Here is a 26949-nt window from a genome sequence, read left to right on the forward strand (position 1 = left end):
TTTCTTTTCTTAGTTAAAAGCTAGAATGCAAATTCCTGTTATTACTATATTAATGATAGAAAGCGGAATCAAAATCTTCCAACCTAAATTCATCAATTGATCGTATCTAAAACGCGGTATCGTCCAACGAACCCACATGTAGAAGAAAATGAAGAAGCAAATTTTAATAAATAAAACTCCGATTCCTAAAATATTTGCGGTGTTTACGCCTACGTTATCTACCATCCATTGCATTCCAGGATAGTTGTAACCTCCAAAATAAAGAACTGCGATAATAGTTGATGAGATAAACATATTCGCGTATTCGGCAAATAAATAGAATCCCATTTTCATGGATGAGTATTCGGTGTGATAACCTCCAATTAATTCCGATTCACATTCTGCTAAGTCGAAAGGCGTTCTGTTTGTTTCTGCAAAAGCGCAAATTAAGAAGATTAAAAATCCAACAGGTTGATAGAAAACATTCCAGTTCATTCCGGCTTGTTGTACCGAAATTTCTTTTAAGCTCAAGGTTCCGGTCATCATAATTAAAGCAATCACAGATAATCCCATTGCCACCTCATAAGAAACCATTTGAGAAGCAGCACGAACCGCGCCCATTAAGGAGAACTTATTGTTAGATGCCCAACCACCAATCATAATTCCGTATACGCCAATAGAAACGATGGCGAAAATGTATAATAATGAACCGTCAATATCTGTAGCCTGTAAAATAACATCGCGTCCAAAAATATGTAATTTATCACCCCACGGAATTACGGCACTAGTCATCAAAGCCGTACTCATGGCAATTGCTGGCCCAACAAAGAATAAGAATCTATTTTTAGTATCAGGCTCGAATTCTTCTTTAGCAAACAATTTCATTCCATCGGCAAGTGGCTGTAATAATCCGCCCCAACCAGCACGATTTGGACCAACTCTGTCTTGCAAAAATGCCGCAACTTTACGTTCTGCCCAAGTAGAATACATTGCCATGACCATTGTTATTGCAAAAACAGTTACGATTAAAACGCTTTTTTCTATAATAAAGGCACTATCCATTTTTGTTTGAATTTACTGGGTTACCGTCTATTTTTTCGTTGTATTCAATCTCAGACATACTGATTTTTTTGCGGTCGATGTCTCTACCTTGAAGGATTCCTTTTTCGGTGTTTATAACTACTGTATCAGTTTTGCCGAAATATTTATTTTGGTTGATAACTGAATCTTTCTCGAATTTTCTTGGCCCTTCAATTACCCAATCAGTCAAATCTTTTTTATCGAAACGACAGGTATTACAAATAAATTCTTCCACTTCATGGAATTCATCTTTACGGGCTGTTACTCTTTGAATTTCGTTTCCAAACATCCAAACCGTAGTTTTTCCACAACATCCTGGCGTTGTGCATTCTCTATGTGCATTGAATGGCTTATTAAACCAAACTCTCGATTTAAAACGGAACGTCTTATCGGTCAAAGCACCAACCGGACAAACATCAATCATGTTTCCGGAGAATTCATTGTCAATGGCGGCAGAAACACAAGTCGAAATTTGCGAATGATCACCACGATTCAACACACCGTGTACTCTTCCGTCAGTCAATTGGTCTGCGACTTCCACACAACGTTGACAAACAATACAACGGTTCATGTGCAATTGGATTTTGTCCCCAATATTTTCAGGTTCAAATGTTCTTTTATCTTCAATAAAACGCTGTTGTAATTTTCCGTGTTCGAAGCTTAAATTCTGCAAATCGCATTCGCCAGCTTGGTCACAAACAGGACAATCTAAAGGGTGATTGATTAAAAGGAATTCGGTTACGGCATTTCTTGCATCGCGAACGCGTTCAGAAGATTTGCTGGCTACTTCCATTCCGTCCTGACAACCAGTTACACATGATGCCATTAATTTTGGCATTGGTCTTGGGTCGGCTTCGCTTCCTTTGGTTACATCCACTAAACAACAACGGCATTTTCCGCCTGTTCCTTTTAGTTTAGAATAATAACACATGGCTGGCGGAACAGATTCTCCACCAATCATACGAGCTGCTTGTAGGATGGTTGTTCCTGGAGCTACTTCAATTTCTTGACCGTCTATGGTTACTTTCATTCTCTATGTTTTAGACTTAGATTTTTTTAATTTAAAGACTCAAAATGCTTGTTATACAACTCAACAACATAATCCATACTTTCGATATCAAAAGATTTGTTTGAGTTCATCCATCTTTGATATAGTTCAGGGTAATCCTCTATATACTCTCCAAACTTTTTTCTCGTGGCTAAACCACTTATCTTTTCAAATATGCCTTCTTTAAGAACATAAATTGTCCTTATTGGATCTCCACCACCGTAATTTGGTTTATAATGATAATACATGCAAATCCTGCCTTTTTGTATTTCATCATAAAAAGCTTTATTTTTATCTTCTTTTAGACTTACAAATCTATAGTTCTTAATATTTGGTCCTTGGAGATAATAAGACTTCAATTGATTTGGCTTATATTTTGTTTTTTCACCAGAATCGTTTAAAGTTATTATAGTTCCTGACGACGGATAATAAATATCATCATTAAACAAATTTGTTTGTACTTTAAATTTGCATTTGATTGTATCATTTGAATTAGTAACAACATATCCATGATATTTTTGTGAATATATTGAAACGCTAACCAAAAAAAGAATCAAAAACTTTTTCATTACTATTATACTTCTTGCTTTGCTACTAAATGCTTTACTTTTTCAAAAGGTTCAGCAACAAAGTGATCTCTATTTTTAATTTTTTCTGGGAAACGGATATGGTATTCAAACTCATCTTTAAAATGACGAATAGCAGCAGCGACTGGCCATGCAGCAGCATCACCTAAAGGACAAATCGTATTTCCTTCAATTTTGGCTTGTATACTCCATAACAGTTCGATGTCTTCTTCGCGACCTTGTCCATTTTCGATTCTCCATAATACTTTTTCCATCCAACCAGTTCCTTCACGACATGGTGTACATTGACCGCAACTTTCGTGGTGGTAAAATCTTGAGAAATTCCATGTATTACGAACGATACAAGCTCGATCATCATACACAATAAAACCACCTGAACCTAACATTGAACCAGATGTAAATCCACCATCAGCCAAACTTTCGTATGTCATCAAACGGTCTTCACCTGCAGCCGTTTTATATATTAAATGAGCTGGTAAAACCGGAACTGAACTTCCTCCCGGAACCAATGCTTTTAACGGCCTGTCGGTTTGCATTCCGCCACAATATTCATCCGAATTCATGAATTCATATACGGATAATCCCAAATCAATTTCAAAAACGCCTTGGTTTTTGATATTTCCCGAAGCCGAAATTAATTTTGTTCCTGTAGAACGCCCGATTCCAATTCCGGCATAATCAGCACCCGAATTATTTACAATCCAAGGCACAGCTGCAATTGTTTCAACATTATTTACTACGGTTGGATTTTGCCAAAGTCCCATGACAGCTGGGAATGGCGGTTTGATTCTTGGATTTCCACGTTTTCCTTCCAGACTTTCTATCAGAGCAGTTTCTTCTCCACAGATGTAAGCTCCGGCACCAATTTGAACGTATAAATCCAAATCATAACCTGAACCCAATATATTTTTACCCAACCAACCGGCAGCTTTAGCTTCGGCGATGGCATTTTCTAAAATTTTGTAAACCCACATATATTCTCCACGAATATAGATATAGGATAGGTTGGCGCCCAAGGCATAACTTGAGGTAATCATTCCTTCAATCAATAAATGAGGAATAAATTCCATCAAATATCTGTCCTTGAAAGTTCCCGGTTCCGACTCGTCGGCATTGCAAACCAAATGACGTGGTTTCCCTGATTTTTTGTCGATAAAACTCCATTTCATACCACATGGAAATCCAGCACCACCACGACCACGAAGTCCTGAAGTTTTTACTTCTTCGACCACTTCATCCGGAGTCATTTTTTTCAGGGCTTTTTCTACTGAAGCATAACCGCCTTCTTTGCGGTACACTTCGTAGGTTCTAATTCCCGGAACGTTTATTTTGTCTAATAATATTTTTCTTCCCATGATATTATTTATCGTGTAAAGTGATTTTTCCGTCTTTGCAATCAGCAATTAACTGATCGATTTTTGCTTCTGTCAAATGTTCCTGAAAGAAATCACCCAACTGCATCATTGGCGCATAGCCACAAGCTCCAAGACATTCCACACCACGCACTTCAAAAAGTCCGTCTGCTGTTGGTTCGCCAACGCCAACACCTAATTTAGCGCAAGTATAATCCATCAAATTTTCTACACCATTTAAACAACAGGCAGAAGTTTGGCAGAATTCAAACATGTATTTTCCAATTGGTCTTTGATTGTACATCGTGTAAAACGTAACCACTTCATAGACTTCAATTGGTTGTATTTCTAAAATCTCGGCTACTTTGTTTTGCAGTTCAATGCTTAACCAATTGTCATGAGCATCCTGTACTTCATGCAAAACCGGCAATAAAGCTGATTTTCTTTTATCGGCAGGATAATGACTGATTAGCTCATTGATGCGATTCATCAAAGCGTCAGTGATATTTATTTCTTGTTTAATGTGTGATCTTTCCATTTCTAATGTTAGATATTAAATTTTAAATTTTAGATTTTTCAATCTGCATTCTAAAATCTGTATTCTGCAATCTTTATACTTTAAGCGTCTAATTCGCCGGCAATTACATTTAAACTTGATAATATTACGATTGCATCGGATAACATTCCGCCTTTAATCATTTCAGTATACGCTTGATAATAGATATAACAAGGTCTTCTGAATTTCAATCGGTATGGCGTTCGGCTACCGTCAGTAATTAAATAGAATCCTAATTCACCGTTTCCACCTTCGACAGCATGATAAATTTCATCCACAGGAACCGGAACTTCACCCATCACAATTTTGAAGTGATAGATTAGACTTTCCATGTTATTGTATACGTCTTCTTTTGGAGGTAAATAATAATCGGGAACATCAGCGTGGATTGGACCTTCCGGTAATTTAGCTAAGGCTTGTTTGATAATGCTTAAACTTTCCCAAACTTCGGCATTACGAACGCAAAAACGATCGTAAGTATCTCCTGATTTTCCAACAGGAACTGAAAATTCAAAATCGTCATAAGAAGAATAAGGTTGTGCCACACGAACATCATAATCAATTCCCGCCGCACGTAAATTTGGACCGGTTAATCCGTATTGCATCGCTTTTTCGGCAGTAATCGGACCAACGTTAACGGTTCTGTCTATAAAGATTCTATTTCTTTCAAAAAGGTTTTCGAATTCTTTCCAGGCAACCGGAAATTCTTCAAGGAAAATGTTTAGCAATTCAAAAGCTTTTGGTGACCAATCTCTTTCGAAACCGCCAATTCTCCCCATGTTTGTTGTTAAACGAGCGCCACAAATTTCTTCGTAAATCTCGTATACTTTTTCTCTGAATTGGAATACGTAAAGGAAACCAGTATACGCTCCGGTATCAACTCCAAGGATGGAATTACAAATCAAGTGGTCTGTAATTCTCGCTAATTCCATTACAATAACTCTCAAATATTGCGCGCGTTTCGGCACTTCGATATTTAATAATTTTTCTACGGTCATCCACCACCCCATATTGTTAATTGGCGACGAACAATAGTTCATACGGTCAGTCAACACATTGATTTGGTAAAATGGCTTGTTTTCGGAGATTTTTTCAAAAGCACGGTGAATATATCCAACGGTTGGTTCGGCATCTAAAATACGCTCACCATCCATTAATAAAATATTTTGGAAAATCCCGTGAGTGGCTGGATGTGTTGGGCCTAAATTCAAGATAGAAAATTCACTTCCGTCTTCATTTCGGCTTTGTTCTATGATTTTAGCATAGCGATGTTCTGGTGGTAATAATAAATCTGACATTTATAATGTTGAATTATCCATTTGACTTTTTACTGGCGTTCTTCCGAAGAAGCGGTCGTCTTTATCGGTTCTTCCGCTATCTTCTAATGGGAATTCTTTACGCATTGGAAAAGAAACCATTTCATCCATGTTTAAGATTCGCTTTAATTGCGGATGTCCTTTGAAATTGATTCCGAAGAAATCCCAAGCTTCTCTTTCCATCCAATTAGCACAAAGGAACAAATCTATTATTGTATCTACTTCTGCAGGATCGGGCAAAAATGTTTTTACGCGAATTCTAACATTTTCAACCCAATTGTGCAATTGATACACTACGGCAAACTGATGATCCTCATCATTGTCGGGGAAATGAATTGCAGTCAAATCGGTTAAAAAATGGAAGTTTAAACTTTCGTCTTCTTTCAGCGTTTGAATTACTTCATGTATCGTTTCTGAAGTAGCTTCGAAGGAAAAAATATCTCTTTTCATTTCAAAATTCAGCACATTATTACCGAACTTTTTGGATAGATTTTCTTGTATGTATGCAGTTTCTAAAGCCATATTATAGGTTATAAGAAGCTAATAATTCTTTATATTCAGGTGAACTTCTTCGGCGAACCGATTCGTTTCTCACTAATTCTTGTAATTGCATTACACCATCTACGATTTGTTCAGGTCTTGGAGGACAACCCGGAACGTAAACGTCTACTGGAATAACTTTGTCAATTCCTTGTAAAACTGAATACGTATCAAAAACACCACCTGAAGAAGCACAAGCTCCAACAGCAATTACCCAACGAGGCTCTGACATTTGTTCGTAAACCTGACGTAAAATTGGCGCCATTTTTTTAGAAATCGTTCCCATCACCATTAACATATCGGCTTGACGCGGAGAGAAACTAACTCTTTCAGAACCAAATCGCGCTAAGTCATAATGAGAAGCCATGGTAGCCATGAATTCGATTCCGCAACAAGAAGTAGCGAAAGGCAATGGCCAAAGTGAATTGGCACGAGCCATTCCAACGACATCGTTCAATTTTGTAGCGAAGAAACCTTCACCAACAACTCCTTCCGGTGGAGCAACCATTTTTGTTCTTGTACTCATTTTAGATATTAGATATTAAATATCAAATGTTAATTTTAGCTAACTTTAATTCTATAAAGATTCAAACATACCTACTATTTGAAATCTAAAATTTAATATTTATTATTCCCATTCCAATGCCTTCTTCTTAATGATATAGAAGAATCCAACTAAAAGCAACATCATGAAAATTACCATTTTGATCATTCCTTCAACTCCCAATGCTTTGAAATTGATTGCCCATGGATATAAGAAAATCACTTCGACATCAAATAAAACAAATAAAATCGCCACAAGGAAATATTTTACAGAGAATGGAATCCTTGCATTACCAACAGATTCAATGCCACATTCGAAGTTTTTATCTTTGTTTTTTGAGTGTCTTTTTGGCCCTAAATAGCCAGAACCAATAATGGTTAAAACCACAAATCCTACTGCTAAACCTGCTTGCATGAGGATTGGTAAATAATCTAATTGATTAGATTGCATAATGGGTATAATTTGAAGTAATTTAAATAGGCACAAATATACATCGCATTATTTAATTGGCAAAAATCAAGCGATAAACGTTTGGTTTTTACTTCTTAAAAAACCCTATTTAAATTCATTTTAAATAATAGATTTTAAAACATAAAAAAACGTCCCGAATTATTCGGGACGTCATTTAATCTAGGTAATCAAAAAATAATATATATTAGTCTTCGATAGCTACTACTTGAGCTGCTACTTTACCTTTTCTACCTTCTTCTTCTTCGTAAGATACTTTATCTCCTTCGGCTAAATTTTCAGTTTTAACTCCGGTAGCATGTACGAAAATGTCTTTTCCTGTTTCATCATCTGTGATAAAACCGTAACCTTTTGATTCGTTGAAAAATTTTACTGTTCCTGTGCGCATTTTGTAATGTAAAAATAATTAATAATGGTCAAAGATAGATTTTATTGCGACATAACAAGCATTTCAGTATTAAATAATTAAAAATTTGTTAAGATTTTATTCTTGATTTAAAAACTTGATAGATAAATACTTGAGGTATTTTAAATTTAGGCATAAAAAAAGCAACTGTTTTTAACTATTTGAACAGTTGCTTCTTAAAATTCTGTGAATTTGATATAAATTACTACAAATCAAGTTTTATGTACAATTCTTTCAATTGACTTTCATCAATTGCCGATGGCGCATCAATCATAACATCTCTTCCCGAATTGTTTTTGGGGAAAGCAATAAAGTCACGAATTGTTTCTTGTCCGCCCAAAATTGCCACTAATCTGTCCAATCCAAAAGCCAATCCGCCATGTGGTGGTGCGCCAAATTGGAACGCATTCATAAGGAAACCAAATTGATCTTCGGCTTGTTCAGGAGAAAATCCTAAAAGTGAAAACATTCTGCTTTGCAAGTCTTTATCGTGAATACGAATGGAACCGCCGCCAATTTCATTTCCGTTTAACACCATATCATAAGCATTGGCACGAACTTTTCCTGGTTCGGTTTCAATCAGTTTCATATCTTCCGGTTTTGGTGACGTAAACGGATGATGCATTGCATGATAACGACCACTTTCCTCATCCCATTCTAACAAAGGAAAATCAACAACCCATAATGGTGCAAATACTTCCGGGTTTCTTAACCCTAAACGTGTTGCCAATTCCATACGAAGAGCAGAAAGCTGCGAACGTGTTTTATCAGCCGAACCAGAAAGAACAAAAATCATATCGCCAGCTTTGGCTTCAGTTACTTTTGCCCAGTTTTTTAAATCATCTTGGTCATAGAATTTATCAACAGATGATTTGAAAGTTCCGTCTTCTTCGCATTTTACATAGACCATTCCGCTTGCGCCAACTTGAGGACGTTTTACCCAATCAATCAAAGCATCAATTTCTTTTCTTGTAAATGAAGCGCAATTTGGAGCAGCAATTCCAACTACTAATTCAGCTGAATTGAAAACACCAAAATCTTTATGTTGTGCAACCGAATTTAACTCGCCAAACTTCATTTCAAAACGAATATCCGGTTTGTCATTTCCGTAGGTTTTCATGGCATAATCATAAGTAATTCTTGGGAATTTATCTACTTCGATGCCTTTGAGCTCTTTTAGTAAATGGCGTGTCAATCCTTCGAAAACATTTAGAATGTCTTCCTGTTCAACGAATGCCATTTCGCAATCGATTTGTGTGAATTCCGGTTGTCTGTCGGCACGTAAATCTTCATCACGGAAACATTTCACGATTTGGAAATACTTATCCATCCCACCAACCATCAGTAATTGTTTGAACGTTTGTGGTGATTGTGGTAAGGCATAAAATTGGCCAGAATTCATTCGGCTTGGAACAACGAAATCTCGAGCGCCTTCTGGAGTTGACTTAATTAAATAGGGAGTTTCAACTTCACAAAAATCCAAATCAGATAAATATTTTCGAACTTCCATGGCCACTTTGTGACGGAAAAGCAAGGAATTTTTAACCGGATTTCTACGAATATCCAAGTAACGGTATTTCATTCGGATATCTTCGCCGCCATCGGTTTCGTCTTCAATGGTGAAAGGTGGAGTTAAAGCAGTATTTAGAATATTTAATTCTGTAACCAGAATTTCAACATCACCAGTTGCCATAGTAGCATTTTTGGACTCACGTTCAATAACAGTTCCTTTTACCTGAATCACAAATTCTCTTCCAAGTGATTTTGCTTTTTCAAAAACGGCTTTATCTGTTCGTTGTTCATCAAAAATTAACTGTGTAATTCCGTAACGGTCGCGCAAATCCACCCAAATCATAAATCCTTTATCACGAGATTTTTGAACCCAACCGGCAAGCGTTACTTCTTTATTAATATGTAAGGCGTTAAGTTCGCCGTTATTATGACTTCTGTACATTGAGAATAATTTTTTTGCAAAAGTAAAAACAAAAATTAGATTAACGAGGAATTCTTCAATCCATTTAGCAAAGAAAAATTGTGTTAAAATTCTGATTTTGATAGAATAAAAAAGTATTTTTGAATTATTAATTTAAATATTTATCTATTATGAAAAATATATTTTCGCTAATAATCACGCTAGTTTTTACTACCATTAGTTTCTCGCAACAGAAAGTTTTATTTCATGGAAAAATTGCCAACAGGAATAGTGATGTACTATATATCAAAGGCAATAACACTATTATAAAAGAAATCAAATTAAACACAGAAGGTGCTTTTAACGATTCGTTTGAAACGAAAGAAGGCTTGTATCAAATGTTTGATGGCGTTGAATATGCAGACCTTTATTTAAAACCTGGATATGATTTAGATTTAAAAATGGATGCAAAACAATTTGATGAATCAATCAAATATACAGGTAAAGGAGAAATAGAAAACAATTTTTTAGCTCAAGCTACACTCAACGAAAGCACATTTAATTATAATGAATTGCTTGCTGCGGATGAAGCCAACTTCAATAAAATGATTGAAGCCAAAAAGAATTCAGATTTCCAGAAATTAGAGTCGGCTAAATTGGATTCAAACTTTGTTGTCTTGCAAAAACAAAATATTGAAGAGTCGTTGTTTGGTTTGAAACAATATTACAATCAAAAGCTTGCGGGCAAAAAAATGGACAATTTAAAAGCGCCAAGTTTTGATTTTGAAAATCATGCTGGTGGAAAAACTACATTGGAAAGTTTAAAAGGGAAATATGTTTACATTGATCTTTGGGCAACTTGGTGTGGACCATGTCGTGCTGAAATTCCGTTTCTAAAAGAATTAGAAAAAAGTCTTCACGATAAAAATATTGCTTTCGTAAGCATTTCAACGGATTCTGAAAAAGACCACGAAAAATGGAGAACATTTGTAAAAGAGAAAGAACTTACCGGAATTCAATTGTATGCCGACAGAGCGAATATGGATTTTATAAAAGCATTTAATGTTAATACAATTCCAAGATTTATTTTAATTGATCCATCAGGAACTGTTGTAGATGCGGATGCTGCAAGACCTTCAGACCCAAAACTAAAAGAGCAATTAGCAGGTTTACTTCAATAAAAAAGCCAAAATATTTATTTTAAAAGCTCTGAGGAATCAGGGCTTTTTTATTTATAATTCTTTTCTTTCCGTTCGAGTTCCGCCTGAAATTCTTCCATTACGGGTTTTACAGTACTTTCGGGTAAATCGGCAATTCGGATGTACATCAAACCATCAACGGCATTGTTAAATAATGGGTCGACATTGAAAGCAACTACACGTGCATTTTGCTTGATATATTTTTTGATTAACACAGGCAAACGTAGTGAGCCAGGTTCTACTTCATCAATGATTTTATCAAATTTATTTAAATCAGATTCAGTTTCGTTAAATACAAAATCCTTATCGGCATCTTTCAGCTTTACTTTGAATTCCTTTTTTGGATGAATGTATTGAGCCACATAAGGATCATAATAATGCGACTTCATAAATTCAATCATAAGCGATTTCGAAAACTCTGTAAATTGGTTACTGATACTCACACCGCCAATCAAATATTTGTGTTCCGGATAACGCAAAGTCGTGTGAACAATTCCTTTCCAAAGCAGGAATAAAGGCATTGGTTTCTGCTGGTATTCATTGATAATAAATGCTCTTCCCATTTCGATAGATTGTTCCATCATGCCATACAGCTCTGGCTCAAACCTGAATAAATCCTGAAGATAAAAACCTTCGATACCATACTTAGGAAAAATTTCTGAACCAAATCCCATTCGGTATGCACCCGCAATCATTTGCGAGTCATCATCCCACAAAAACATGTGTTGATAATAGGAATCAAATCGATCTAAGTCGATGGACTCATTTGTTCCCTCGCCAACAGCTCTAAAAGTGATTTCACGGAGTCGTCCAATTTCGTGAAGAATATTCGGAATCACTTCGGCAGTTGCTAGGAAAACAAAATAGTTTTTACTTTGGAGCAAACGGTAATCACCACCTTTCAAAACTTCAACTTCTTCTAAAATTTTATCTTGATTGGCTGGTTTTACAATCTGTTTTGGACTCTTTGGAGACTTTAGGTTCAGGTTCAGATTCAGGTTTTGTGGATTCAGTATGTTGTTTTCCTTGTTAAAGGAATTGGACAACATATAGGTTTTCTTTCTCAAAAATTCTGAATATTCCTCAATGCTTTTATGTTCATTTTGTTCGGCAACCGAAATGGATTTACCAATACGAACTTTAATCACTCTGTCTTTTTGGGTTAACAGTTCAGAAGGTAATTTTGCGGTTCTGAGCGTTGGATTTATTTTGGATAACAGATAGAAAAAGCGACTGTTTTTGGCATGAAAATAAATAGGAATAACAGGAACTTGCGCTTTTCTAATTACTTTTATGGCGCCTTCTTCCCAAGCTTTATCAACTACTAATTGTCCATCTTTATAGGTAGAAACTTCTCCGGCAGGAAACATACCCAAAGGTTTTCCATCGCTTAAATGGCGAAAAGTTTCCTTGATTCCAATTACGCTCGACTTAGCATCTTTGTGATTTTCAAAAGGATTGACCGGCATAATGAATTGTTTCATTGGCTCAATGCGGTGCAACAGGAAATTGGCAATGATTTTGAAATCAGGCTCTCTTTCAAGCATCAATTTCAGTAACAAAATTCCATCAATTCCACCTAATGGATGATTGGAAATGGTAATGTAAGCACCGTCTTTTGGCAAACGTTTAAAATCTTCTTCCGGAATTTCAAATTTGATTTGCAGCTCGTCCAGAATAGCATTCAGGAATTCGATTTCACTTAAATGTTTATTCCGGTCATACATTTTGTTTAGGGCCGAAATTTTTAAAGCTTTCATTAGTAACCAACCGCAAAAAGTTCCGAAAACTCCGTACTTATCTACGTTTATTGCTTTTGCAACTTCTTTTGCGGTAACTAAACCCATGTATAGCTTTGATTTTTTTGGTATGAACAAAGATAACAATTCTACTGAAATAGGTTAAACAAAATTAGGAAATCACACAGAGTTTTAAGAACGTCTCCCGACACTTCGGGACGAGTGTTTTTTGTTAACTATTTCTCGATACTTTTCATCTCATTGCGAAACAACATGATGAAAAACTCGTAGTGACGTCAAAAATAAAATATCGAGAACTTTTATTATCAGTTTTGGGTTTCAAATGTTTGTGTTTTTATTTACATTTGACCCAAGGCCTTTTAGCCGAACTGAACGAAGTTAAAATTTTTTTAATAGCATTTAATGAGAATTATTTCTTATAACGTTAATGGCATTCGAGCTGCCATAGCCAGAGGATTTTTAGATTGGTTACAACATGCCAATCCTGATGTGATTTGTCTTCAGGAAATAAAAGCTACCGAAGACCAAATTCCTACAGAAGCTATTACTGCTGTGGGTTATCCATATCAATATTATTTTTCGGCACAAAAAAAAGGATATAGTGGCGTGGCTATTCTATCCAAAATAAAACCCAACAAGGTGGTTCGTGGAACTGAAGTGGCTCACATGGATTTTGAAGGAAGAAATTTAAGAGCTGATTTTGATGATATTTCGGTGATGAGTTTGTATTTACCTTCGGGGACGAATTTAGACAGACTCGACCACAAGTTCATGTATATGAATGATTTTCAGAATCATATTGATGCTTTAAAGAAACAAATTCCAAATCTTATCATTTGTGGCGATTATAATATTTGCCACGAGGCGATTGACATTCACGACCCAATTCGGAATAAAACAGTATCCGGATTTTTACCTGAAGAACGTGCTTGGTTGGATAAATTTATGAAAAGTGGTTTCATTGATAGCTTCCGTCACTTTAATAAAGAACCTCACAATTACAGTTGGTGGAGTTATCGTGCTGGTGCTAGAGGAAACAATAAAGGTTGGCGTATCGATTACAATTTGGTTAGCGAAAATTTAAAAGACAGAATGAGCCGAGCCGTAATTTTGCCTGAAGCCAAACATTCTGACCATTGTCCGGTTTTGGTAGAGATAGATTAAAGAAGCAAGAAGCAAGAACATAGAAAATAGAATATAGAGATGATAAAAAGAATACTTTTTGGCTTTGCCATATTGAGTTTGATGAGTTCCTGTGTTTCCAAAAAAATCTACAACGATTTGGAAAACAAATACACCGATTTAAAGAAGGAAAACCGTTTTATAACCGATGAAAATGAGGAACTTCATAAAGCTAATGCCGAATTTGATTCGGTTAACAGAGCATTGACAACGGAACGAGACCAACTCAAAGCCGACAGAGACAAACTGCAAGCGGATTACACAGCCACAAGCAACAACTTGAAAGCCTTGCAAGATTCATATGTAGCCTTGGAAAAAAATAGTAATGATGCATTGGAAGCCAATATGGCAAAAAACCGTGATTTGTTAGCACAACTTGACGCTAAAGAGAAAACATTAGCAGCAGAACAAGACCGATTGAATAAATTAAGCAGCCAATTGGCATCGAACACCAAACGATTAAACGAATTAGAAAGTATGATTGCAGCAAAAGATGCAGCCATGAAAAAACTAAAAGATACTTTGTCAAAAGCGTTGAATGCGTTTGAAGGAAAAGGCTTGACCGTTTATCAAAAGAACGGAAAAGTGTATGTTTCGATGGAAAACAAATTGTTGTTCCAAACCGGAAGTTGGGCTGTTGGTTCTGAAGGAAGAAGAGCCGTAGTTGAAGTTGGAAAAGTATTGGCTCAAAATCCAGATATTACGGTCTTGATTGAAGGACATACGGACAACGATAAAATTTTGGGAAATATTGGTGGCGGCATAGAAAACAACTGGGATTTATCGACCAAAAGAGCAACAGCGATTGTGAATATTTTATCTGAAAATAGCGGAATCAGAAAGCAAAATTTAACGGCTGCCGGTCGTGGTGAATTTGCGCCATTATTGAGTAACGACACCAATGAAGGCAAAGCTAAAAATCGCCGAATTGAAATTATATTAACACCAAAATTAGACGAGATTTCTAAAATGCTGAATGAGTTTTAATTATCATTATCCTGCGGTTTTCAAAACCTTGTAGGTATTAATGAATTTGAGAGGTTCTGAGATTTGTCTTGGAACCTTTTTTTATTCTAAACGTTTCCAAAAAATGTGTTAATCAAACCATTTAAACGCTTACAATATTTTACTTTTGTGCCACAAAAAAATTGCCTCAAATTCTAAAAATGAACTACACTACGTTACCTAATACCGATATAAAAGTCAGCAAAGTTTGTCTTGGCACCATGACTTTCGGAGAACAAAATTCTGAAAGCGATGCGCATTCCCAATTGGATTATGCAATTGAAAAAGGCATTAATTTTATTGATACTGCCGAAATGTATCCAATTGCTGCTCGAGAAGCAACCCTTGGTATAACCGAAAGATATATTGGAACGTGGTTGAAGAAATCAGGAAAAAGAGACCATTTGGTTATCGCTACAAAAATTTCAGGGCCAAACAGAGGTATGGGGTATATTAGAAATCCATTGGATTTTTCAAAGAAAAGCATACACGAAGCGGTTGATTTAAGCCTAAAAAATCTTCAGACCGATTATATCGATTTGTATCAAATGCACTGGCCGGAACGCGTAATGAATATGTTTGGGCAACGTGGCGTTTCAGAAATTGATACACAATGGCAAGAAAATTTCTTTGAAGTGTTGAGCGTTTATGATTGTTTAATCAAAGAAGGGAAAATAAAACATATTGGTGTTTCGAATGAAAATCCGTATGGTGTAATGAAATTCATCATCGAAAGCGAGAAACATAATTTACCCAGAATCGTTACGATTCAAAATCCGTATTCGTTGTTGAACCGTTTGTATGAAGTTGGACTTTCCGAAATTGGAATGCGTGAAAATGTTGGTTTGCTGGCTTATTCTCCGTTGGCATTTAGCTTTTTAACAGGCAAACATTTGAATGGAATTTTACCCACATCACGTTTAGGATTGTTTTCACAGTTTACAAGATATTCGAATGAAAACTGTCATAGAGCTACAAAAATATATCAGGAATTAGCACAAGGAAACGGATTGACATTAACCCAAATGGCTTTGGCTTTTGTTAACCGACAAAATTTTGTGACTTCAACAATAATTGGAGCCACAACTATGGAACAACTTCGGGAAAACATTACGGCTTTCGAAACCGTTTTAACTCCGGAAATTATAAATGAAATCAATGAAATTCAGGAATTAATTCCGAATCCTGCGCCTTAATTATTCTACAACTAGTTTAGATTTATATTGATTTCCTGTTAAATCTTCCGCAGTAATCATATACAATCCGCTAGATAAAGCAGCAATATTTACAGAAGGACTGACATCATTATTCTCAACCGTTTTGGTCAACACCAATTTTCCCGTCAAATCAAAAACGTTCATTTTTGAAAGTTTTTTTCCAGTTTTGTTTTTAATAAAAACTTCGGTCTTTGCCGGATTTGGATACAATGAAAAATCAGCTATTTCGAATTCAGAAGCACTTAAGGAAGAGTCAATAACTTTGTAAATTATAGAAGGCGTTACAGTAGCATAATCATTAGCGACTGCAACATATAGCTCACCGTTTGAATCTTCACCAAAAGTATTAATATATCCAGTTATACTTTGACTCCATGTGATTGTATTGGAAGAGTTTAATGTTCCGATTTGGGCATTGCAAAAATCAGCAAAGAAATATTTATTTTGAAAATTTGGATAAGTAGTTCCGGTATAAAAGTAACCACCAGTAATTGAACATCCGCCAGTAGCAGTATGTGTATATTCTGCAACAGGTTGTGTCATCGTTGAAAGGGCAGGACAACCAGATGTACTATAAGTAGCACTTCCTTCGTAACATTTCCAACCAAAATTTAAACCCGTATTTGGTAATGGATTAGCTATTTTATTAATTTCTTCAACCGCAGTCTGTCCAACATCTCCAATCCATAAATCACCGTTTATTCTATTAAATGAAAATCGCCAAGGATTTCTCAATCCACGAGCCCAAATTTCTTCTTTTCCAGGTTCTGTTATATAAGGATTGGTTGCTGGAAATCCATAATTTAATGCTCCAGCAACAGTATCTACATCTATTCTCAACATTTTCCCTAAATAAATTCGACTAGGATTTGCAGTAACATTGGTATTAGTTAAACTCAAATTTTGTGAATATCCTTGTGGGTCACCACCACTTCCTCCATCACCCATTCCTATGTATAAATAACCATCTGGACCAAATCGTAAACAACCACCATTATGATTTGAATAGGGCTGATTAATTGTCATTAAAATAACACCTGTAGTGTTGGCTATATTTGGGTTTGCGCTTACGCTATAACGAGCAATTACTGTATTTCCAGCAGTGTTAGTGTAATTAACAAAGAAAAGTCCGTTAGTAGCATAATTTGGATGAAATGCTAATCCAAGTAAACCTCTTTCACTTCCTAAAGAAATTAAAGAAGTTAAATTTATAAAAGGGGTTGCATTAATGGTTCCGTTAGCGTTTAAAATCCTAATTAAACCGCCTTGTTGTACCACAAAAAGTCTTGAATCATTTACGGGATGAGCTATATCAACAGCCGTTGTAAATCCAGTTGCAAAGGATTGAAATGCTATGGTTTGTCCAAAAGACAATGAAATAAAAAGTAAATTTATAAAGAGTATAATTTTTTTCATAGTTAAATAGGTTTTGCGTAAAGTTAGAAATAAAAACTTTTAAATCAAATCGTTATACAAAAAACGCAATCGGTTAGGATTGCGTTTTAGAGTTACAAATTATCTATAGTTTTATCTTTGGGATATCTGACTTTATAACTTATCCTGATTTTTTTGGTTTCGTTCGGATTGAGTTTTAAATCCCAAGTCAAAATTCCGGTTTCTTTATTTTCTTTCGCACTACTGTTTTCTAATAATTCAATTTCAATTTCTTTATCCGTGCTTAATGGATATTGGTCTTTTAGAGTAAGGTCTGCGGCTTCTTTTTTATTATTTCTAACAGTGATATCATACGTGAATGTTTGTTCTTTTTTGGAAGATAAAAACCGTGTTCCCGATTTGTCCACCACTTTTTCACGTTTGATGGAGATTTTTTTATCTCTTCCCATACTTAAGTTTAAGGTGTCGGAAGTTTGATTTGGATTAATCATCGTTATGCCGACATACAATCCTTCAAAGATTATATTGGCTTCGCCGGGTAATAAATTGTATTTCGAATAATCATTGATTTCCGCCAAAAGAAAAGCTTCTTTATCCGCTCGTGGTGCTGCATAATATTTATAGGTTGCCGGCAATTTTATTTCTTTCAATGCTACGCTGTGAGGCTTTCCATTTGATAAAATATCATACGGGATTTCGATGTCAAAAGAAACGTTGAGTTGGTTTTCGTTGATGGTTGTATATTGAGAAATTGAAGATTTTTCTTTTTTGAAATAGCCCATATTAGTAACAACGGCTTCATCTAGCTTGACTCCAGCTGCTCTTCCCTGAAGTTTGTTTTGAACTCCATAATTCATATCTTTATCATATAATTCGCTATATCTCAAAAACCACGAACTCAATATTGGTGCTTGATTGTTCTGATTTGGATTTCCAGATGATAAAGTCAAATCTACTTTCTTCCAATCAATTCCTGTATTCTGAACTACTTGGGCTTTGTACATCATATTGATTGGCGATGTAATATTCTCAGCTCTCAAATCATAAAAAGGCGTCCATGAAGCATTGTTGGTAATATAATTAATATCCAAATTTACAACGCCAGCTATTTCATTCATCACTTGTATAATCAGTTTGCCTTTAGAGCTTTTCTCTTCTTTTTGGGTGTTGATTTCTAGTTTGTTGTTTAGGTTTTTAAGTCTCAGATTTAGTTTGGTTTCCTTCTCCTGCAAAGCAACAACGGCATTGTCAAGTTCGCTTCGTTTGGTTTTGTAGAAATCGACCAACTTCATTAATTCGGTTACATTCAAACCCGTATTGGCACCACCAACATTTTGATTTGCATCTAAAAGCGCAATGGTTTGTTGGTTTGAATAGGTTTCAATCTGTACTTTTTTAATTTCTTTTTGAACTATTGAAATACTATCTCGCACTTTTTTAATCACAGGATTGGCTTCATCAATTTCATATTCTGAAATATAATTTTGTGTAAACTGCACGGATAAAACGGTTACCGAATTGGGTGCGCCAATTTGCACAGTGCTTTCGTTTAAATAATCAGCGACATTTTTTATCACTATTTCACTCGTTCCCGAAGGAAGATTTACAGAAGCGGTTTGCGATAATTCGGCAGCATTAAAATAAACTGTTGCTGCTTTGACTTTGGCGGTTGTAAAAATTGGCTTTTGAGCGAATGCTATAGCGGAAGTCAAAAACAAAAAGGTGAAGAAGATTTTTTTCATGGGTTTTTTATTAAGTTGTATACTCTTTATATCGTAAATAATGTAAAAAGGTTAGATACGAATTCAATTTAGTATTAAATTCAGTTAAAATACTATTTTTTTACCACACAGATTCATAGAAATACTAGTTTTAAGAAATATTTCGAAAATTAGAAATTATAACTTATCCTACTGTTGTTATATAAAAGATCAAGTATCTTTTAAAAATCTGGATAGTCAATGATTCTGTGGGGTTTTACCTAAAATTCAAATTCTTCCACCGGAGTATTATTGGGTTCAATACTCATCGGTTTTTGTTTTAGAAAAAATTTAGCTTGACCGGATATTTCCAATGGAAAATTTCCAATAGTGTCATTAGCCATCAGAATATTGCGTTTGAACATTAGGTTGGTTAGGAATCTTTCTGTCTGTTTTGCTGCCGGTTTTAATTTATTGTTAGCGTCAAACTTTGCCATAAACCCTTTTGGATTTGGAATTATAGTTGCCAAAAACAAGCATTGGTTTACGTTTAAATCCCATGGCCTTTTTTGAAAATAAAACTGCGATGCTTCGGCAATTCCGTATACGTTTGGTCCCCATTCGATGACATTAAAATACACTTCCAGCATTCGGTCTTTGGAACTGATATGATTATTTTCCAAAATATAAACCAACAGAATTTCCTCTAATTTCCTCGACAATGTTTTTTCACGTGTCAGAAAAACATTTTTCACCAACTGCATGCTGATTGTACTGGCGCCACGTGTAAACTTCTTGGTTTTGATGTTTTTGGTAATCGATTCTTTAAAAGCTTCATTTATAAATCCACGATGTGTCATAAAAGAAGGATCTTCACTAGTGAGCACGCATTTTTTTAAATAGGGCGACATCTGACTTAAAGGTGTATAATTCCCATTTCCCGAACCAATAGTAATCGGGCGTTGCAATACTCCTTTATCAATAGCGCGATAAACAAATTCGCCATTGATTTTATTTAAATTGGCTTCGCCATATTTTGTAATTTTTATGCCTTCAGGTTTGAGTTTACTATCAAAAACAACATTATTTGGTCTGTGATCATTGTATTCAAAATTCAACGCATAACTAAAATTTCCCTTTGCTTCCATACCTTCAAAATGACGAAATAAACCTGCTGGTAATGAGGATATAAAATCCTGCGCTTTCATTTTTGGAATTTTCAATTTGAGCGCATAAACCTTATCCTTTTCGTTGGTATACGATAGATAAGGTTGGCATTTGATGTTATTCAATTGCACTGTAGAAGTACTGTCTAAAGCAATAAAACGTTCTCCAACTATCCAGTGATAATCAAAACGGGCCTTTTTTATAATGACGTCTTTACTGGCAATTTTGGCATGATTAACAAATAAATTTTCTATAGAAGAATAGCCGTCAATATGCAGTTCACCATTATTCATTGCTAAATTCTCCAAGTTGAAATGAATGGATTTAAAACCACTTTTCAGATTAAATTTTTTATCAATATATGGAATTCTGATGGTATCGTTTTTAGTATTGGCAAACGTCAAATCGGCTTTTCTATCTCTTGGGTCGGCGAAACCGTTAATGCTCCATTGTTGCGAAAACTTATCGGATGTTACCTGAATTATGGTGGTGAGTTTTTTTTCAGACAAAGACAATTCATTAAAATCGAAAACCACCTTATTGCCTTTGTCATCTATTCTGAAAGCAAAGCCTTTGACTTGCATATCTGTTGGAACCAAATCCATTAAATTAGAAGAAATACGATTTAGAAGTTTGGCATAATTCACTTCGGCAGTTGAATCTTTCTCTTTTTTGGAATGCAGAAAAGCATCGAAATTGCTGCCGTTTTTTGTTTTCACCAATTGGATAAATCCTTTGTTGATTTCCAGTTTTCCGAGTTGAATATCGCCGACTAAAAGTTTCCAGAAGCTAACGCTGGTTTTCAATTCTCCTATACTTACTAAAGTGTCTTTTTCATGAGGAACTAGAGAAATGTCATGGAATTCTAAATTAGTCAAGCCATTAAATTCGGCTTTTTGGATGGTAAAATTACATTGGTATTCGCGTTCAAGTTTAGCATCAATGCGATGAATGACCTTGTCTAAAATCGTATTCCGAAATGAAAAAAGCAATACCAAACCCAACAGCAAAAAAACGCCGATTATTTTGAGAGAAAGGATTACTTTTTGTCTTGTTCTTTTCATTTCACGTTTTCAACATTCAATCCAATTCCGATTACATTGGGAAGATATGGACCTTCGAAACTATGCGAAATGGTAATTTTATATATTCCTTTTTGGAGTTTTGTTTTTTCTTCAATGGTATATTTTAAATCGCAGACATCGCCTGCGCATTCACCAAGATCTTTTCCTGAATCGTCTTTAATCGGAACGTCTATCTTGAGTTCTTCTGTTTTACCATCGGGACTTTCAATTAGAACATTTAAAGGAACACTAGGAAACTGATAATCATAAACATGACTAAAGCGGAATACAACATTGTATAATTGAGAATCGTCATCAATGGTAAAATCATACACTTTAGTATCGGATTTTTGCCAGCGGTTTTCTTCTCCAAACGTATCAAATCGGCTGAATAGATTTTGTTTGGAACAAGAAATTAAAATCGCAAATAAGGATAGTAAGAGGAAAGTCTTTGTTTTCATAAATAGTTCATTTGTATCTATTTGAAACGTTATTTTTCTACTTTTATTGCTTCGCCTAAAAGTAATTATAAAGACAGGTTTTTGACTTATATAATTTAAGAAAGAATTTATAGCATTTAACAATTTAACCAAACAATTGCTCCACAACTTCCTCAATTTTGGAAACCAAAACGATTTTTATTCCGGGAAACTTGGTTGCAATTTTATTGTATTTGGAAACAAAAATCGTAGAAAACCCTAATTTTTCAGCTTCTTGAATGCGTTGCTCAACACGATTTATTGGACGAATTTCTCCCGAAAGACCAACTTCGCCTGCAAAACATACATCTTTGCCCACAGCAATATCTTCGTTGGAAGACAAAATAGCAGCCACAACAGCCAAGTCAATCGCAGGATCATCAACGGAAATTCCGCCAGTTACATTTAGGAAAACATCTTTAGTTCCGAGACGGAAACCAGCACGTTTTTCTAATACGGCCAAAATCATATTCAGTCGTTTGGCATTATAACCTGTTGTGCTTCGTTGCGGAGTTCCATAAACTGCGGTCGAAACCAAAGCTTGGATTTCTATCATTAACGGTCGCATTCCTTCCAGTGTTGAAGCAATGGCTGTTCCCGAAAGTTCTTCTTCCCGATGGGAAATTAAAATTTCAGAAGGATTCGAAACTTCGCGCAAACCTGAACCTTGCATTTCATAAATCCCCAATTCCGAAGTAGAACCAAATCGATTTTTGAGTGAACGAAGTATTCGGTAGACATGATTCCTGTCGCCTTCAAATTGGAGAACCGTGTCGACCATGTGCTCCAAAATTTTTGGCCCGGCAATGTTTCCGTCTTTGGTGATATGACCAATCAAGATAACAGGAATATTGGTTTCTTTGGCAAATTTTATTAACTCAGCGGTTGTTTCTCTAATTTGAGAAATGCTTCCCGCCGTTGATTCTATATAATCGGTGTGCAATGTTTGTATCGAATCGATGATGACAATATCGGGTTCGGTTTCTACAATGTGCCGAAAGATATTTTGGGTTTTGGTTTCGGTCAAAATGTAGCAATTGTCGCTATTCGGATTAATCCTTTCGGCGCGCATTTTGATTTGCTTCTGACTTTCTTCGCCCGAAACATATAAGGTTTTATAAGGCAATTTTAAAGAAATCTGCAACAGTAATGTGCTTTTTCCAATGCCTGGTTCTCCGCCCAAAAGGATAAGTGAACCCGGAACAATTCCGCCACCAAGCACGCGATTTAATTCGCCATCAGTGCTGTCCATTCGCACCTCTTGTGTGGAATCGATTTCTTTTATTCGCAGTGGTTTGGAAACTCGTTTAGAATCGGAACTCGAAGGCTTCCAACTCGTTTTTTCTTCCTTTTGAATAATTTCTTCAGCAATGGTATTCCATTCTTTGCACGAATTGCATTGGCCTTGCCATTTGGCATATTGAGCGCCGCAATTTTGACAAAAAAAGGTAGTTTTTACTTTAGACATTACTCTTGCTTTTTCTCTTCGGTTGCTGGCGTATCGGATGGAACTACTTCAGTTGGCGCGTCTGTTGTTGGCGTTTCTTCTACTACAGGTTCTTCTTTTCCTTTTTTCCCTTTCTTAGGCAATGATTTTTTCAATTCATCGGCTCTATCCATCATCATGTCTTTCGTCAAATCGCCAATCTCTTCGCGTTGAAAAGCGGTCATATACGATTTAACAGCTTTTGCATTCTCCCCTGTTTTTTCATACATCTGACCCATTTCATAATCGGCAAGCATTGATTTCGGATAATTTTTTTTGGCTAATTGCGCCAATTTATCAAACTCGTTGTAGGCTTTGTTTTTGAGTATGGCGGCTTCTATCGCTTTAAAATCATTTAAACGAATCGGTAATTTTAGTGCAAAAGACTTTTCAATTACATCATATTTTTGTGCTAAATAATCTACGTATCCTGAAGGCAACACCGCAATTTTTTCATTAAATTCTGTAGTTGAAATAGGTTGGTAAACAGCAAATACTTGGTATAAAGCACTTGGGATAGAATTCAAAACCAATGAGTAATGCGACGCTCCTTTGAAATCGTCAAATCTGTAATTGAGTGTTGGTTTGTTGATTTTTTTTGCCACTTCGTCCAAGGCGATAATTCGGTTTCGCATTCTTTTCATGTCACCATCACCTGAAGAATGATAGTAAAAAATAGGTTTTTGGATGGCGGCTAATCTCTCCGGAATTTGTTCTTCCATTCCTGGCGGAAGTTCCGGGCTCATTGAAATATAGGCATCAAAAGTAGGAATGTCTTTGTAGAGATAACAATTCAAAAAAGTAGCTGTTGTGTCTAATCCTGCAATCATTTTAAATGGTGCTGTTCTGTATTTTTTTTCTATGTAAGGCAACAACTCCAATCCAATAAACTCAAAAAAAGCTTCCCCTTTTTCTGTTGGTAAACCTGATTCTGCATCTATAGCGCAGTCGGTTTCGCGTTCGTTATTTTTATTTTGAGAAATCCCGACTATAATAACTTCAGGCAAATCGTCCCAATAATTGCCATAACTCAATGCGCCTTGAAAAGCATCAAAAAGAAAATCACCATCCAATAATACTAAAACAGGATATTTTTGGTTTGGATGTTTTTCGTATGATGGCGGTAAACCAATAGTAATTTCCCGGTCTTCGTTAAGTCTTTTAGACGCTATAGTATCGGTTACTTTTTGAGAAAAAACAGCATTGGAACAAATGAAAAATAAAAGCAGGATAGTTCTTTTCATGACAGTAGGAATAAAATAGGACTTTGTTAAATGGACTAGCAATATAACAAAATTATCTATTTCTATTTAAAACAGGAAGCAAAACATACGAAATCAATCCGAGAAGAATTGCCAAAATGGTTTGTGAAGTCCAAACCAGCCATCCAAAAGCGGTGCCGACATCTTTTGTAATTCCGTAAAGGGAAAAAATCAAAGCAATGGAAAACGGGTAAGCACCTAATCCACCGTTCGAAAAACCTACAGCCAGACTACCAAAAATGAAGCCCATGATTACGATGTCAAAACTGATTCCAGAAGTTTCAGGCAAGGCAAAAATGGCTACGTAAAACATTGCCAGATACGAAAGCCATATAAAAAACGAATGAAAAATGTATTTCCATTTGTCTTTCATTTTATACACAGTGGTAATGCCTTCCACCAATCCGGACAATTTTTTCTTTAGCTTTAAGATGATTTTCCATTCGGCATAAATCCAAATTAAGATAAAAATAAAGAACATTAGTATACCAACGCATCCTGTAATAATTAGGGATTGCAACGACACATGCTGACTCAAAAGGAATAGATAAATTTTGTCAAACTGTGAAACAAAACCAATAAAAACAAAAAGAAAAAAGATAAGTAAATCGACGATTCTTTCGGCAACTATGGTTCCAAATGCCTTGTCAAAAGGGACATCTTCATATTTTTTTAATAAGGCAGCACGCGAAATTTCGCCAGAGCGAGGAACAGTCAGATTCATCAAATAAGAAATACAAACGGTAGATAAATTGTTGGAGAATTTGGTTTGGTAACCCAAATGATTTAGTGCAAATTTCCAACGATAAGCTCTCGACCAATAGCCCACACAGGCAATCATAAGTGAGAGTAAAATATAATAGTAATTTGCTTTTTCAAAACTGATTTTTATCTTTTCAATTTCTTCAGCAGTCAAAGTCGTAAATTGATAGTATATGATTCCGATTCCTATCAAAAGAGGAATGAGAATAGTCAACCATTTGCCGATTTGTTTTTTCAAGAGATTTTAGGTCAGGGAATTAGTAGTTTCGTTTGGAAAAACCAACCAAGGTTTGAAATTTTTTGCTTTTTCGAAATCCATTAAAGCATACGACATAATGATGATGATATCGCCTTTGTGAACTTTTCGTGCTGCCGGACCATTAAGTGTAATATCACCCGAATTTTTTGTGCCTTTGATAACATACGTATCAAAACGTTCTCCGTTATTGACATTTACAATGGAAACTTTTTCACCTTCAATCAGATTAGCTGCCTCCATTAAAGTTTCGTCAATAGTGATGCTTCCAATATAATTTAAATCGGCACCAATAACTTTTACCCTGTGAATTTTAGATTTTACTACTTCAATTTGCATGGCGCTAAAGTAAATTAATTTAATGAAATCGTATCAATCAATCTGATTTTGTTAACAAAAACTGCGATGAAAGCGCGATATTTTTTGGATTTGTTTTTTCTGACACATGGCAATAAGGTTGCTTCGTCGGCAATTTGAAAATATTCTAATTCAAAATGACTGTGCTTCTCGAATGTTTTTAAAACATATTTGGTTACAGCTTTAGCCGATTTGGTTTTGAATAAATTCTTTGCTTGCGAAATAGTTTTGTAGATGACAGCTGCTTCTTTTCGTTCAGCATCTGATAATCTTTCGTTGCGCGAACTCATGGCTAAACCATTGGATTCTCTATGAATTGAGCAACCAATTACAGTGACAGGCATCTTGGTTTTTTCCACCATTTTTTTGACAATCTGCAACTGCTGAAAATCTTTTTCGCCAAAGTAGGCATTGGTAGGTTTTACTATTTCGAAAAGTCGTTTTACGATAGTGCCAACACCGTCAAAATGTCCGGGACGAAACTTACCTTCCATCTGATTTTCTAATCCATCAAAATCAAAATGTTGTGAAACTGTTTTCCCTTCATAAATATCATCGACGCTAGGTGCAAAGACGATAACGTCACTGGAAACCTTTTTTATTTTTTCGATGTCTTTGTCTAATGTTTTGGGATATTTTGTCAAATCCTCAGCATTGTTAAACTGTGTTGGATTGACAAAAATACTTACGACAACCAATGAATTGTGTTGAAGCGCTTCTGCCACTAAAGAAAGATGTCCTTCGTGAAGCGCACCCATTGTAGGCACAAAACCAATAGAAGTTTGTTTGTTGGAAACAGAATTAAGATGCGATACTAATTCGTTTTGAGTGTTAAAAAGGAGCATTGGCTTTCGGTAAATGAGTTGCAAA

Annotated in this window: 25 protein-coding genes; 4 read left to right on the forward strand and 21 right to left on the reverse strand. The window is 35.5% G+C overall.

Going from position 1 to position 26949, the window contains the following annotated elements:
- Positions 1 to 9 precede the first annotated feature (9 nt).
- The 11 genes from nuoH to aspS all read right to left on the reverse strand — a co-directional run bounded on the left by nuoH (position 10) and on the right by aspS (position 9830).
- A complete protein-coding gene (gene nuoH / locus RMN97_RS10295; RefSeq protein WP_309614432.1) occupies positions 10 to 1041 on the reverse strand; it encodes an NADH-quinone oxidoreductase subunit NuoH in 1032 nt (343 codons plus the stop codon).
- Positions 1034 to 2089 (reverse strand): 2Fe-2S iron-sulfur cluster-binding protein, encoded by a 1056-nt coding sequence (locus RMN97_RS10300; protein WP_309614433.1) that lies wholly within the window; start codon positions 2087 to 2089, stop codon positions 1034 to 1036. The genes nuoH and RMN97_RS10300 overlap by 8 nt, the downstream gene beginning before the upstream one ends.
- 26 nt (positions 2090 to 2115) lie before the next feature.
- Positions 2116 to 2676 carry a hypothetical protein gene (locus tag RMN97_RS10305; protein ID WP_309614434.1) on the reverse strand — a complete coding sequence of 187 codons (561 nt, stop codon included), beginning with the start codon at positions 2674 to 2676 and terminating at the stop codon, positions 2116 to 2118.
- 5 nt (positions 2677 to 2681) lie between these two features.
- A complete protein-coding gene (gene nuoF, locus RMN97_RS10310) occupies positions 2682 to 4049 on the reverse strand; it encodes an NADH-quinone oxidoreductase subunit NuoF (RefSeq protein ID WP_309614435.1) in 1368 nt (455 codons plus the stop codon).
- Positions 4050 to 4053: 4 nt separating this feature from the next.
- Positions 4054 to 4584 carry an NAD(P)H-dependent oxidoreductase subunit E gene (locus RMN97_RS10315; RefSeq protein ID WP_309614436.1) on the reverse strand — a complete coding sequence of 177 codons (531 nt, stop codon included), beginning with the start codon at positions 4582 to 4584 and terminating at the stop codon, positions 4054 to 4056.
- Between the two features lie 80 nt (positions 4585 to 4664).
- Entirely contained in the window at positions 4665 to 5900 is a 1236-nt protein-coding gene (locus RMN97_RS10320; protein WP_309614437.1) for an NADH-quinone oxidoreductase subunit D, read from the reverse strand.
- Positions 5901 to 6440 carry an NADH-quinone oxidoreductase subunit C gene (locus RMN97_RS10325; protein WP_309614438.1) on the reverse strand — a complete coding sequence of 180 codons (540 nt, stop codon included), beginning with the start codon at positions 6438 to 6440 and terminating at the stop codon, positions 5901 to 5903. It lies immediately after the preceding gene.
- A gap of 1 nt (position 6441) precedes the next feature.
- Positions 6442 to 6984 carry an NADH-quinone oxidoreductase subunit B gene (locus RMN97_RS10330; protein WP_309614439.1) on the reverse strand — a complete coding sequence of 181 codons (543 nt, stop codon included), beginning with the start codon at positions 6982 to 6984 and terminating at the stop codon, positions 6442 to 6444.
- Positions 6985 to 7086: 102 nt separating this feature from the next.
- Positions 7087 to 7452, reverse strand: a complete 366-nt coding sequence (locus RMN97_RS10335) for an NADH-quinone oxidoreductase subunit A (protein WP_293895080.1) — start codon at positions 7450 to 7452, stop codon at positions 7087 to 7089.
- A 205-nt stretch (positions 7453 to 7657) separates the two neighbouring features.
- Positions 7658 to 7858, reverse strand: a complete 201-nt coding sequence (locus tag RMN97_RS10340) for a cold-shock protein (RefSeq protein WP_293872363.1) — start codon at positions 7856 to 7858, stop codon at positions 7658 to 7660.
- Between the two features lie 223 nt (positions 7859 to 8081).
- Positions 8082 to 9830, reverse strand: a complete 1749-nt coding sequence (gene aspS / locus RMN97_RS10345) for an aspartate--tRNA ligase (RefSeq protein ID WP_309614440.1) — start codon at positions 9828 to 9830, stop codon at positions 8082 to 8084.
- Positions 9831 to 9979: 149 nt separating this feature from the next.
- Between aspS and RMN97_RS10350 the strand changes: the two genes are divergently transcribed.
- On the forward strand, positions 9980 to 10969 hold the full coding sequence (locus RMN97_RS10350; RefSeq protein ID WP_309614441.1) for a TlpA disulfide reductase family protein: 990 nt from the start codon (positions 9980 to 9982) through the stop codon (positions 10967 to 10969).
- Positions 10970 to 11016: 47 nt separating this feature from the next.
- Here RMN97_RS10350 and RMN97_RS10355 read toward each other — a convergent pair whose 3' ends face one another.
- Positions 11017 to 12834, reverse strand: a complete 1818-nt coding sequence (locus tag RMN97_RS10355; protein WP_309614442.1) for a GNAT family N-acyltransferase — start codon at positions 12832 to 12834, stop codon at positions 11017 to 11019.
- A gap of 315 nt (positions 12835 to 13149) precedes the next feature.
- On the opposite strand from RMN97_RS10355, the gene RMN97_RS10360 reads away from it, so the two are divergent.
- The 3 genes from RMN97_RS10360 (at position 13150) to RMN97_RS10370 (ending at position 16130) form a co-directional block, all read left to right on the forward strand.
- Positions 13150 to 13911, forward strand: a complete 762-nt coding sequence (locus tag RMN97_RS10360) for an exodeoxyribonuclease III (RefSeq protein ID WP_309614443.1) — start codon at positions 13150 to 13152, stop codon at positions 13909 to 13911.
- A gap of 39 nt (positions 13912 to 13950) precedes the next feature.
- Entirely contained in the window at positions 13951 to 14916 is a 966-nt protein-coding gene (locus tag RMN97_RS10365; RefSeq protein ID WP_309614444.1) for an OmpA family protein, read from the forward strand.
- 179 nt (positions 14917 to 15095) lie between these two features.
- Complete coding sequence (locus RMN97_RS10370; protein ID WP_309614445.1) at positions 15096 to 16130, forward strand: NADP(H)-dependent aldo-keto reductase; 1035 nt, start codon at positions 15096 to 15098, stop codon at positions 16128 to 16130.
- Here the strand turns inward: RMN97_RS10370 and RMN97_RS10375 are convergent, their stop codons facing one another.
- The 9 genes from RMN97_RS10375 to panC all read right to left on the reverse strand — a co-directional run bounded on the left by RMN97_RS10375 (position 16131) and on the right by panC (position 26924).
- Positions 16131 to 17567, reverse strand: coding sequence for a PQQ-dependent sugar dehydrogenase (locus RMN97_RS10375; RefSeq protein ID WP_309614446.1), 1437 nt, complete (start codon positions 17565 to 17567; stop codon positions 16131 to 16133). It lies immediately after the preceding gene.
- A 92-nt stretch (positions 17568 to 17659) separates the two neighbouring features.
- Positions 17660 to 19288, reverse strand: a complete 1629-nt coding sequence (locus RMN97_RS10380) for a DUF4139 domain-containing protein (protein WP_309614447.1) — start codon at positions 19286 to 19288, stop codon at positions 17660 to 17662.
- Between the two features lie 239 nt (positions 19289 to 19527).
- On the reverse strand, positions 19528 to 21477 hold the full coding sequence (locus RMN97_RS10385; protein ID WP_309614448.1) for a transglycosylase domain-containing protein: 1950 nt from the start codon (positions 21475 to 21477) through the stop codon (positions 19528 to 19530).
- Positions 21474 to 21938 carry a hypothetical protein gene (locus RMN97_RS10390; protein ID WP_309614449.1) on the reverse strand — a complete coding sequence of 155 codons (465 nt, stop codon included), beginning with the start codon at positions 21936 to 21938 and terminating at the stop codon, positions 21474 to 21476. The genes RMN97_RS10385 and RMN97_RS10390 overlap by 4 nt, the downstream gene beginning before the upstream one ends.
- Positions 21939 to 22062: 124 nt before the next feature.
- Positions 22063 to 23424, reverse strand: a complete 1362-nt coding sequence (gene radA / locus RMN97_RS10395; RefSeq protein ID WP_309614450.1) for a DNA repair protein RadA — start codon at positions 23422 to 23424, stop codon at positions 22063 to 22065.
- On the reverse strand, positions 23424 to 24686 hold the full coding sequence (locus RMN97_RS10400; protein ID WP_309614451.1) for an alpha/beta hydrolase-fold protein: 1263 nt from the start codon (positions 24684 to 24686) through the stop codon (positions 23424 to 23426). Before RMN97_RS10400 ends, radA begins: the two co-directional genes overlap by 1 nt.
- 52 nt (positions 24687 to 24738) lie before the next feature.
- A complete protein-coding gene (locus RMN97_RS10405; protein WP_309614452.1) occupies positions 24739 to 25704 on the reverse strand; it encodes a lysylphosphatidylglycerol synthase transmembrane domain-containing protein in 966 nt (321 codons plus the stop codon).
- Positions 25705 to 25710: 6 nt separating this feature from the next.
- Positions 25711 to 26061 (reverse strand): aspartate 1-decarboxylase, encoded by a 351-nt coding sequence (gene panD / locus RMN97_RS10410; RefSeq protein ID WP_309614453.1) that lies wholly within the window; start codon positions 26059 to 26061, stop codon positions 25711 to 25713.
- 14 nt (positions 26062 to 26075) lie between these two features.
- Positions 26076 to 26924 (reverse strand): pantoate--beta-alanine ligase, encoded by an 849-nt coding sequence (panC, locus tag RMN97_RS10415; protein ID WP_309614483.1) that lies wholly within the window; start codon positions 26922 to 26924, stop codon positions 26076 to 26078.
- Positions 26925 to 26949: the final 25 nt, after the last annotated feature.

The organism is Flavobacterium sp., from assembly GCF_031381455.1.
GTDB lineage: Bacteria > Bacteroidota > Bacteroidia > Flavobacteriales > Flavobacteriaceae > Flavobacterium.

Coding starts and splice junctions, on each gene's coding strand:
- nuoH (WP_309614432.1), bottom strand. CDS start 1,041: ATGGATAGTGCCTTTATTATAGAAAAAAGCGTTTTAATCGTAACTGTT.
- RMN97_RS10300 (WP_309614433.1), bottom strand. CDS start 2,089: ATGAAAGTAACCATAGACGGTCAAGAAATTGAAGTAGCTCCAGGAACA.
- RMN97_RS10305 (WP_309614434.1), bottom strand. CDS start 2,676: ATGAAAAAGTTTTTGATTCTTTTTTTGGTTAGCGTTTCAATATATTCA.
- nuoF (WP_309614435.1), bottom strand. CDS start 4,049: ATGGGAAGAAAAATATTATTAGACAAAATAAACGTTCCGGGAATTAGA.
- RMN97_RS10315 (WP_309614436.1), bottom strand. CDS start 4,584: ATGGAAAGATCACACATTAAACAAGAAATAAATATCACTGACGCTTTG.
- RMN97_RS10320 (WP_309614437.1), bottom strand. CDS start 5,900: ATGTCAGATTTATTATTACCACCAGAACATCGCTATGCTAAAATCATA.
- RMN97_RS10325 (WP_309614438.1), bottom strand. CDS start 6,440: ATGGCTTTAGAAACTGCATACATACAAGAAAATCTATCCAAAAAGTTC.
- RMN97_RS10330 (WP_309614439.1), bottom strand. CDS start 6,984: ATGAGTACAAGAACAAAAATGGTTGCTCCACCGGAAGGAGTTGTTGGT.
- RMN97_RS10335 (WP_293895080.1), bottom strand. CDS start 7,452: ATGCAATCTAATCAATTAGATTATTTACCAATCCTCATGCAAGCAGGT.
- RMN97_RS10340 (WP_293872363.1), bottom strand. CDS start 7,858: ATGCGCACAGGAACAGTAAAATTTTTCAACGAATCAAAAGGTTACGGT.
- aspS (WP_309614440.1), bottom strand. CDS start 9,830: ATGTACAGAAGTCATAATAACGGCGAACTTAACGCCTTACATATTAAT.
- RMN97_RS10350 (WP_309614441.1), top strand. CDS start 9,980: ATGAAAAATATATTTTCGCTAATAATCACGCTAGTTTTTACTACCATT.
- RMN97_RS10355 (WP_309614442.1), bottom strand. CDS start 12,834: ATGGGTTTAGTTACCGCAAAAGAAGTTGCAAAAGCAATAAACGTAGAT.
- RMN97_RS10360 (WP_309614443.1), top strand. CDS start 13,150: ATGAGAATTATTTCTTATAACGTTAATGGCATTCGAGCTGCCATAGCC.
- RMN97_RS10365 (WP_309614444.1), top strand. CDS start 13,951: ATGATAAAAAGAATACTTTTTGGCTTTGCCATATTGAGTTTGATGAGT.
- RMN97_RS10370 (WP_309614445.1), top strand. CDS start 15,096: ATGAACTACACTACGTTACCTAATACCGATATAAAAGTCAGCAAAGTT.
- RMN97_RS10375 (WP_309614446.1), bottom strand. CDS start 17,567: ATGAAAAAAATTATACTCTTTATAAATTTACTTTTTATTTCATTGTCT.
- RMN97_RS10380 (WP_309614447.1), bottom strand. CDS start 19,288: ATGAAAAAAATCTTCTTCACCTTTTTGTTTTTGACTTCCGCTATAGCA.
- RMN97_RS10385 (WP_309614448.1), bottom strand. CDS start 21,477: ATGAAAAGAACAAGACAAAAAGTAATCCTTTCTCTCAAAATAATCGGC.
- RMN97_RS10390 (WP_309614449.1), bottom strand. CDS start 21,938: ATGAAAACAAAGACTTTCCTCTTACTATCCTTATTTGCGATTTTAATT.
- radA (WP_309614450.1), bottom strand. CDS start 23,424: ATGTCTAAAGTAAAAACTACCTTTTTTTGTCAAAATTGCGGCGCTCAA.
- RMN97_RS10400 (WP_309614451.1), bottom strand. CDS start 24,686: ATGAAAAGAACTATCCTGCTTTTATTTTTCATTTGTTCCAATGCTGTT.
- panD (WP_309614453.1), bottom strand. CDS start 26,061: ATGCAAATTGAAGTAGTAAAATCTAAAATTCACAGGGTAAAAGTTATT.
- panC (WP_309614483.1), bottom strand. CDS start 26,924: ATGCTCCTTTTTAACACTCAAAACGAATTAGTATCGCATCTTAATTCT.